The 8,854-nt window shown below is 46.4% G+C and carries 7 protein-coding genes and 1 pseudogene; 3 read left to right on the forward strand and 5 right to left on the reverse strand.

Going from position 1 to position 8,854, the window contains the following annotated elements; translation table 11 throughout:
- Positions 1-3 precede the first annotated feature (3 nt).
- The gene (locus GBAG_RS12420) at positions 4-1,932 is read right to left on the reverse strand and encodes a putative bifunctional diguanylate cyclase/phosphodiesterase (RefSeq protein ID WP_034496444.1); all 1,929 of its coding nucleotides are present in this window, start codon (positions 1,930-1,932) and stop codon (positions 4-6) included.
- Between the two features lie 17 nt (positions 1,933-1,949).
- Positions 1,950-2,444, reverse strand: a complete 495-nt coding sequence (locus tag GBAG_RS12425) for a putative pterin-binding protein (protein WP_034496445.1) — start codon at positions 2,442-2,444, stop codon at positions 1,950-1,952.
- Between the two features lie 1,372 nt (positions 2,445-3,816).
- Between GBAG_RS12425 and GBAG_RS12430 the strand changes: the two genes are divergently transcribed.
- A complete protein-coding gene (locus GBAG_RS12430) occupies positions 3,817-4,221 on the forward strand; it encodes a tautomerase family protein (protein WP_034496446.1) in 405 nt (134 codons plus the stop codon).
- A gap of 130 nt (positions 4,222-4,351) precedes the next feature.
- Here GBAG_RS12430 and GBAG_RS12435 read toward each other — a convergent pair whose 3' ends face one another.
- The gene (locus GBAG_RS12435) at positions 4,352-5,140 is read right to left on the reverse strand and encodes a helix-turn-helix transcriptional regulator (RefSeq protein WP_246864877.1); all 789 of its coding nucleotides are present in this window, start codon (positions 5,138-5,140) and stop codon (positions 4,352-4,354) included.
- A 178-nt stretch (positions 5,141-5,318) separates the two neighbouring features.
- On the opposite strand from GBAG_RS12435, the gene GBAG_RS12440 reads away from it, so the two are divergent.
- On the forward strand, positions 5,319-5,924 hold the full coding sequence (locus GBAG_RS12440) for a class I SAM-dependent methyltransferase (RefSeq protein WP_210434940.1): 606 nt from the start codon (positions 5,319-5,321) through the stop codon (positions 5,922-5,924).
- Positions 5,925-6,066: 142 nt separating this feature from the next.
- The gene (locus GBAG_RS12445) at positions 6,067-6,522 is read left to right on the forward strand and encodes a GNAT family N-acetyltransferase (protein WP_034496448.1); all 456 of its coding nucleotides are present in this window, start codon (positions 6,067-6,069) and stop codon (positions 6,520-6,522) included.
- Positions 6,523-6,844: 322 nt separating this feature from the next.
- On the opposite strand, the gene GBAG_RS12450 is transcribed toward GBAG_RS12445, so the two are convergent.
- Together GBAG_RS12450 and GBAG_RS23115 are read right to left on the reverse strand one after the other, a co-directional pair.
- Complete coding sequence (locus GBAG_RS12450; protein ID WP_034496449.1) at positions 6,845-8,164, reverse strand: amidase family protein; 1,320 nt, start codon at positions 8,162-8,164, stop codon at positions 6,845-6,847.
- A 366-nt stretch (positions 8,165-8,530) separates the two neighbouring features.
- Positions 8,531-8,608: pseudogene (locus tag GBAG_RS23115) on the reverse strand (VOC family protein); the annotation flags it as partial.
- Positions 8,609-8,854 lie beyond the last annotated feature (246 nt).

The following is an 8,854-nucleotide window of genomic DNA, read 5'->3' on the forward strand; positions in this document are numbered from 1 at the left end:
CATTTAACCGTATCTGATTTTCCCATCTATATAAGGCTGAGGTTTACCAAACAGATAGCCTTGTATGAAATCACAGCCCAGCAACTGAAGGCTTTCCAGTTGCTCCTGTGTTTCAACACCTTCCGCAACGGACTTCATATTGAGGGATTTCGCCATGCCGGTGATGAGCCTGATAATATTAAGGGCGTCTTCCTGTGTCGATATCGAATGCACAAAGGATTTGTCTATTTTGATTTTATCGAAGGCAAGCCTGCTGAGGCGCGAAATAGAAGAATAACCGGTACCAAAATCATCGAGGGAGATTTTAACCCCCAGAGCCCGCAGCCTGTTAAGCGTATTCATCGGCGTATTGCTCTCAGTAAAGAGAGAGGATTCTGTCACTTCCAGTTCAAGACGCTCAGCGGGAAGTCCCGTTTCGTTCAGAATGGACAACACCATTGTGGCAAAGGTTTTACTGCTTAGCTGGACAGGAGAGACATTGACTGAAATTTTAGTCGGAATCACCCAGGAAGCGGCTTCGCGGCAGGCCATCTCAAGCACCGATTTCCCCATCTCGTTTATCATTCCTGTTTTTTCAGCCACAGGAATAAAGCTGTCCGGCGACAGGAGCCCCTTCTGAGGATGTATCCAACGAATAAGGGCTTCATAACTGTAAATTTCCTGGCTGAAAGAATCGACAATAGGCTGATAGTAAACCACGAATTCTTTATTCACTAACGCCAGTGCCATATCATGCTCAAGGGTTCGGCTTTCTTGCAGCTTATCTAACATCCATTGCCGGAAGACTTTTATCTTACCAGCGCCTTCCTTTTTGGCTTCATAAAGGGCCAGATCGGCAAATTTATAAAGATAGTCGGAGCGGCGTTCAGTGTCTGAGACGACAATACCGACACTGGTGGTTATATTGATAATCGTATTATTAATAGTGTAGGGCTGGCTGATTATATTGCATATTTTTTGGGCTTGTGAAACGGCACTGCTCTCCGTCAGGCCACTCGAGAGAAACGCAAACTCATCCCCGCCTAAACGATAAAGCGTATCGGAAGTCAGGCCCATTGAAATAAGACGGTGTGATATCTGGCGTAATAACATATCGCCGACATCATGACCATACGTATCATTGACCTCCTTGAATCGATCTAAATCAAACAACATCACATTCACAGAATTATTGGTTTTTACCGCGATCTCGATGGTTTCATTTAAATTCCCCCAGAAAAAATGGCGGTTATTCATTTCTGTCAAAGAGTCATGGTAGACGTCATACTCCAACTTTGTATTCTGGATTTGCAATTTTTCTTTAGATTCCTGCAGTGCTTCAGCAAGACTCTTTACCTGAAGATGCGCCTTCAGAATATTTCTGTTTTGATAAAATATCAGCACGCCGAGTATCGCACTCATTATGATCAACAATACAGACGTCGCTGAGTAAATATAGTACAGGGTTTTAATTTTGAGGTTGGCGTCATTAATTGAATTAATGTCTTTGTCTAAAGCGCCGGACGACAGACGAGCCAGTTGTGGGTCAAGCGTCTGCATTCTTTTCAGGTATGCCTGGAGTTCTGAGCGGTTCATTTTCTCAAGATGAATATCCAGATACTCAAGTGTCTTTTCAAGCTGTAGAGCCAGTGCATGATGGGCTTTATTACTTTCTATGTAATCCCTCAGATCACCTTCTTTCATTAAATCACTCTGGCTGAGCATAATGTCGAGACGCATGCGCACATCATCCAGCGTCATCGTTTCATCAATAGTGTAAAGACCAAGCAACGACTCGAACCGGTAATACTCTGATACCATCTGTGCAGCAGACCACGAAGCGGCGTAGTGAGTCAGTTTCTGTAACTCTTGTTGCCTTTCATGCACAAGGAAAGAGATATACCCGGTAGATATAAAAAGGAAACAAATGATGCCAGCCAGAATTCTGTTCATGTTGGTCTTTAGACCCCTTACTCAATATTCATTCTGCTGACCTGCCAGGCTGACCTTGAATAATAAATCTGATTATTCAGCTCCGGCAGGCTGTCATAGGGGTAAACAACAAACAGCGGGCCTTTATCACGGATACGCATATATTCTCCGTTGATTTTTAAAGCAAGGATAACGTTGTATTTCTTAAAATCATTGAGGGGGATTTCAGTGGTGTAGTCATTGAGCGCAGTGACCTTTACAACAGAACCTTTCGCCCCGACATAATCCATGAGCTTTTGCAGTGGAATACCCGTAAATGTTGTGCGGCCATCATACCAGGGAGAAGTGGTCTGAAAGCTGACCATCCCCAGTTTCTCAAGGCTGGCGAGATCAAAAACGGCTTTTCCACCTTCATTTGTATTTTCGATATTACCTGAGAGCGTTAAAAGGATTTTACCGGCAGGCCTGGAAAATTCACCCGCCCAGACCGGTGTGGAGAGCGCAAAGCTTAACAGCATGACAATTAACCGCATTTTGACCTCGTATATCAACCGGATGTTAAAGAATTATAATTTAGATACTGTGCTATTTATATATGCTCTGGAACTATTGTTGATACAATCATTTCACCAATATTTTAACTCATTAAAATCAACAGGTTAAAAACAATTTCCTTTTTAAATTGATTAAGAAATGTCGATGCCGTTATTTGATATACATAAAACAGCGTTGCACCTGTGCAAAAAAAAACCACCTCTTTACTCAGCACAAATAAACACACAGCAATATAAAGGTTTATTTATTTGTGAGCCGACAGGAATTTCACGCAAGCAATTGTCAGCTAATGGCACATAGAGGAGTTCGAAGCGAAGCAATGATCCAAAAGCGCCTGGAAAGACCATCGCCTTTTTCATACTGAAGTGGCCGACAAAAATTGGCCACGACATGAGAGCATTTCTGGAACCATTGAGGAAACATGATCAATGGGGAGAAGATATCACAGCGTGCTTACCTTGATTAAGCGCGGCCAAACCGATAAGGCATCGGGGAGCATCTGGGGAAATTATCAAGGTTAGTTTTATTAAGGATTTATTGGGAGAACTTACAATTCAAAGGAGGGAGTAATCTTAAAAGCCCTGACCATTGCAGCCAGGGCTTTTAAGGTACTACAGACTTCAGATTTAACATTAATGGACTTAATAAAATGATACTGCTATTTATACTGCTTTCAAATGTACCCGTTTACTACAGATAATATTGGGCATTAATACTAAAAATCCTCCCTCTATTTATCTCGTCATACACCTGCCTGCGCTTTCAGAACCTAAGCGTGGCAACTTAAACAAGCACATCACCCATCGCGACATATACTCTTTGATGCGTTGCCTGTTGCTCATACGGTTACCATAAACAAACGAAACCGTCAGCATCAACTAAAAAACAAGGCCTTACATCGTCGCGCTAACACTACCATTTTGCGAACCAGCACAATCACTACAAGGCCTGAAAGCAACTACATCCCAAACAACAAACTTCGTGGCCTGTAAAGCAAAATGGCTTTCCCAGAACTTCTTTCTATTCACTAACTTACTAACCACTTTCATTGTGCTGCTGAGTACTAATTTACTCATTTGAGATTTGAGGTCAATACTGTTTTTTAAAACATGTTTTTATTTACAGCGACAGTGATATATCCCGCTACTCATTGTACCGACTTACTAGCAAAGTCCGCTAGTGGCACGGAACGGACACGTTAACTGGGCTTAAAGTCCGCTGTGAGCGAGAAGGGGACGAAAGTTGCCCTCATGTTTTCGATTATGCCATCTTAGTCATCTCGTATCGTTCAAAAAATGCGGCAACACTTTTAATAATCAAGCTAAGTAATGACACATATAAGGAATCATTATGCCTGGAATAACGCTCACATTGTCTGGTTGCAAGGATCAAAAATTAACCAAAGAGTGTGTACTTTTAGCTACTCAAATCACATGCGAGATATTGAAGAAAAACAGCTTCGAAACCATGGTAATAGTAAGACATGTGGATGATGATGACTGGTTTATTGATGGCAAGAGTCTGGCTGAATGGGGGAAAAATTCGTTTAGACTTGAAGTTACTGTCGTGGATGAAACGTGTAGCAAAGATCAGAAAGCAGCGTATCAAAAAGCAATTTACAACGCTATGGACCAAGCTATTGGTAACCTACATCCTCAGTCAAATGTGCATGTTATTGATTGTAAAGCTGCTTCATATGGATACACAGGGATAACGCAAGAATACAGATATCAGCATAAAGATGAGTTTTACTAACCAAAATTTCTTTTCTATTATCGTTAATGAGGCGCATTTTGATTGTGGACTTAAGACGCCAACGTCCGCTCCTGGCACGAAGCCGCTCTTAGGGTTGCATCCTAACGGCTAAAAGAGAGCAGCGTTAAACTCAGGCTCTGTGCGATTTAATCTCGCCAGGCGAGTGGCCGAATTTACGCAAAAATGCGCGAGAAAATGCTGCGGCGCTTCCGAAGCCAACCATGGCGGCAGCAGCTTTTACGCTATGCCCTGATCGCAGTTTTGCCCTCCCCAAGGCTAAACGCCAGCTGGTTAAATATGCGCCCGGCGATTGTCCGACGGTTTTCTTGAAGATTTCAATAAATTGCGCCCGTGACATTCCCGCGATGGCTGACAAATCGAGAATATTCCAGTTCGCCGCGGGTTTATCGTGCATGGCGATGAGACTCTTATGAAGTTTTGGGTGTGCAAGTCCCGCTAACAATCCGGCATCAACCGTGCCAATCGCGATTGCCCGACGGATTGCCAACACAACGACAACCTCACACAGGCGGGTTCGGACTGAGCCTCCACCGCAACGAGCCACGTCGATCTCAGCCACGATCAGCTCTACCAGACCCAGTAATTGCGGCATCTCAGTCATGGAAAAACACAGCTCGTCTGGTAATGCACCGACCAATGGATTATCACTGCCGCCAAAATCTACCCTGGCAGCAGCGCACAACCTTGCCCCGGCGGGTAGGCCAAACGACTCCCTGACACGATAAAGTAAATGGGTCGGACCGCCTGAGTTATTTATGTCGATGATGAGAAGATTCGCGGACTCCGCGCAATCGCAATGCTTAGCACGGAGTTGAAAGGCTTGCAGAAAGGCCGTCAGGCGATCATGACTTAGTGAAGTTTCCAGATTTTCAATCATGTTTTTCTCAAACTTTATCATCAACAATCTTTTATCCTACTTCAAAATGCTGAGATGACCCAAACCGAAACGATTGACAGGAGACGCCATGACCCAAGATTCTGCCGCTAAATTCGACGCTGTGCGTGCAGGGGAGTATGCACGACAAAGCCGGATCGCCCTCGCCGGATATGATGCATGCCACGAGCTATCCGCCTGCATGCTGTCAGCCGTCCTGGGCGAAGGAAAGTCTGCGCGCGTGCTGGTAGTTGGCGCGGGCGGAACGGCAGGTGAAATCATTGCCTCAGCGACACTGGAGCCATACTGGTCATTCGTCGCCGTCGATCCATCTCAACCGATGCTGGACCTTGCCCGCGTGAATATGACCGAAGCAGGAATAGCAGACCGAGTAAAAGCCGTTCAGGGCGTGGTCTCCGATTTGGATGCTGCCCCATTATTCGATGCAGCACTCATGATTGGCGTGTTGCACCACCTCCCTGACGATAAGGTAAAGCAAGAAGTTTTGGCAGGGGTGGCAATGCGCCTTAAACCGGGCTCCCCCTTGATTGTTGCGGGTAACTATCGCGCTTACGCTTCCCAGCCCTTGCTAATGGCTGGGTGGTCAAATCGTTGGCGAATGAACGGAGTGGGTCCGGAAGAGATTCAGGCCAAAATGAACAAAATTCTGCAGGGCGCAGAGCCTCCTCAATCGGAAGAAGCCGTCTTTGCCCTACTCAACGGAGCAGGCTTTGAGGAACCCATTCGTTTTTTTGCCAGTTTATTCTGGGGTGCCTGGTTGGCCCGACGCATGCCAGCATCAAATTGATCGAACAGTGGGTCATATTAAAGAAAATATCAGTAATAGGGGGTCTGTTGAAATCCGGCGATTCAGCATCTCTACTTGAAGAATTATGCATTTATCATCAGCATCTCCTATCCTGAAGAAGAACTATATAAAGGCTATCGCCATGATAACAGTAGATAAAGCAGATCCACTTTCTTCAGATTCTCATTCTTTAATAGAAAAATTGTCAGCAGAGCTTGCCGCTATTACTGGTGATAGTGGCAAAAGTAATTTCACCATAGACTCAGTGGATGGGGACAGGTCGCTCTGGGTACTGGCAAGAAACAAAAAAGGCGATGCGATAGGTTGCGGAGCTATCCGACCGTTAACAGAAAATATCGCCGAACTTAAAAGAATGTTTTCAGACCGGAGCTCCCCCGGAGTGGGAAAAGCTTTACTCACTTTTCTTGAAACATCCGCAAAAAATATGGGATATACAGAGCTCTGGCTTGAAACCCGATATGTTAACCATAAGGCTGTAAATTTTTATATGAACAATGGATACGTATCCATTGAAAATTACGGCCCCTATATCGGCCGGGAAGAGGCTGTATGTTTCTCGAAAGTATTACGGGACTGATACAAAGACTATTTAGCATAAGCGTAATTCTCCTCATACTTTTGTTTGTGCCGCGTGTTTATGACCGCTGTTGGCACAGGGCTACCAGCAGCAACGCTTTCTGACTGAGCAGGTTAGCTACGCGTTAGAGCAGTCGCAGACCATTTACTTGCCATATTTGATGCGATTGAAAATCAACTGACGATACCATGATAGCGCCATCCGCCTCACCAACGACCAACATATATTCATGGCACAGGATCGCCTTTTAATCACGGTGCCAATGAACAGATAACAGCTACGGACCACATTACTTCTAACGTGATGTCTGTTTTGTACAAACCTATATGTCATTGCTCAGGAGAACGCATTCACACCCCAACGCCAGAGAGAGCAAAGAAAATTCATTCGACTCTTTCCCCAGAATTTCCATTCCTACCGGCAGCCCCTTTTGCGTCCTGCCACACGGCATTGTTATGGCGGGCAAACCGCTGATGGCTGCCAGTTCAGACGCACAGCCAGGGGGCATTTTATTGAGGCTTTCGGGCAGTCGGCAAACCGTGGGATAAAGAAAACCCTCGATACGATTCTGTTCTGCAGCCAGCCCGAGTGCATGGGCTAATCGTCGCTGAAAGCGGCGTCCACTCAACCACAAAGGTTTGTTCAGGCTTTGATAATCCAGCATTTTTTCAAGCAGTGGGATGAACTCAGGCAGACACTCACCGGAATCCACAATTCCCCGCAGCGTTGTCGGCACAGCTGTTTGTGCCGCCAGCCAGCTGTTTATGGCGATCGGGAATTCATACATGCTCAGGCAAGACTGTGATTCAACCTCCGCCAGAATGGGCAGAGCGATCTCTACGATGACTGCGCCCGCCTGGCGTAATCTCTCCAGCGCCTTGTTCCAGACCGTTCGCTCATCGCTATTTTCTGCCTCCAGCGCGCGAATCACGCCTAATCGCACGCCTTTCAGCGATGTTGGCGATAATTCTGCAGCCTCTTCGCCGTGGAGAATGCAATGTAACAGCGCTGCATCCCGGACACTGTGGACCATGGGGCCAACGGTATCCTTACTCACGGACAGCGGCGCAACGCCCGCGAGCTGCTGTCGTCGGAAAGCAGGACGCAGTCCGACCAACCCGGTGTAGCTGCATGGAATGCGAATCGAACCACCGGTATCGGTTCCCAGCGCACCATCTGCCATTCCGGCAATCACAGATGCAGCACTGCCCCCGCTGGATCCGCCTGCGGTTAACGCCGGGCACAGTGGGTTACGGACATCGCCCCCCAGAGAACTCCGGGAGCGAACATCAAAAGCAAACTCTGACATATTCGCCCTTGCCAGAATAATCGCCCCTGCTTTCCGCAGACGCTGGATCACTAACGCATCCTTAGCCGCGATGACCGATTCCAGCGCCTTACACCCCAGCGTTAGCGGCAAAGACGCACAGGCAATATTATCTTTTACAATGAGGGGGATGCCATGCAGCGGCCCGAGGATTTTCTTTTCGCGGCGTAATTGCTGACACTTTTCTGCTTGAGAAATGGCCTCCGGGTTTACCCCGAGAATCGCGTTAAGGTGCTGGTTCTGCTCGACTATCTCCAGTCGTCGGGCTATCTCTTCCCGGCAGTCGGACGGTGGTACAAGACGCATAGTTCGCATTGAGTGATTTCCTATTTCAACTTAAACCTGCGGGCAAATTTCATTGCTGCTCTACACCTAGCCTAATCCCGCAGGATATCTGTTCTTTCCATCCCCTCATGCTTGCATACGTATGCAATTTAAAAAGTCATCCACCTCACAAAAACAAAACAATTGCCTTACAACTAAAACACCAATTATTAACTTATAAGCTGATGTCATGACAGCACAGTACGTTGCCATATTACGCTGAACAGTCCCGGAGATTAGTACATTACGATGTTAGCAACGTCCGCCCCTGGCGCCCGAAGCGCTGCTCGCTGGCAGCTATGAGCAAATAGCGGAAGTTGGCTACCTAGTTAAAGCGATTCACACTGTGACGACTTTGAAGTTTTCCTGCCTCTCGTTTGAAGCTCGGGCCAGAAGAATGTTGCAGTCATTTTACGGGTTCGGTGTGACCATTACAGTGCCAAAGATTAAGCGTTAAGGCCTGATATCCATCAGGCCTTAGTACCCATAAACTATCTTTAAGCGCTTACATAAAGATTATACGAGATACTTTCACACCAAAATCAGCATCCGGATTTGTCCTGCTGTCACCGGCCCGTTCCTGAAATACGGCAGCTGCAAGATCCCTTCTTGCGGCCAGACGGGATGCTTCAGCCGATGCCAGCGCGTCGGGTATTTCATCATAATGCAGATCTGTGCAAT

Source organism: Buttiauxella agrestis ATCC 33320, from assembly GCF_000735355.1.
GTDB classification, from domain to species: domain Bacteria; phylum Pseudomonadota; class Gammaproteobacteria; order Enterobacterales; family Enterobacteriaceae; genus Buttiauxella; species Buttiauxella agrestis.

Coding starts and splice junctions, on each gene's coding strand:
- GBAG_RS12420 (WP_034496444.1), bottom strand. CDS start 1,932: ATGAACAGAATTCTGGCTGGCATCATTTGTTTCCTTTTTATATCTACC.
- GBAG_RS12425 (WP_034496445.1), bottom strand. CDS start 2,444: ATGCGGTTAATTGTCATGCTGTTAAGCTTTGCGCTCTCCACACCGGTC.
- GBAG_RS12430 (WP_034496446.1), top strand. CDS start 3,817: ATGCCTGGAATAACGCTCACATTGTCTGGTTGCAAGGATCAAAAATTA.
- GBAG_RS12435 (WP_246864877.1), bottom strand. CDS start 5,140: ATGATAAAGTTTGAGAAAAACATGATTGAAAATCTGGAAACTTCACTA.
- GBAG_RS12440 (WP_210434940.1), top strand. CDS start 5,319: ATGCTGTCAGCCGTCCTGGGCGAAGGAAAGTCTGCGCGCGTGCTGGTA.
- GBAG_RS12445 (WP_034496448.1), top strand. CDS start 6,067: ATGATAACAGTAGATAAAGCAGATCCACTTTCTTCAGATTCTCATTCT.
- GBAG_RS12450 (WP_034496449.1), bottom strand. CDS start 8,164: ATGCGAACTATGCGTCTTGTACCACCGTCCGACTGCCGGGAAGAGATA.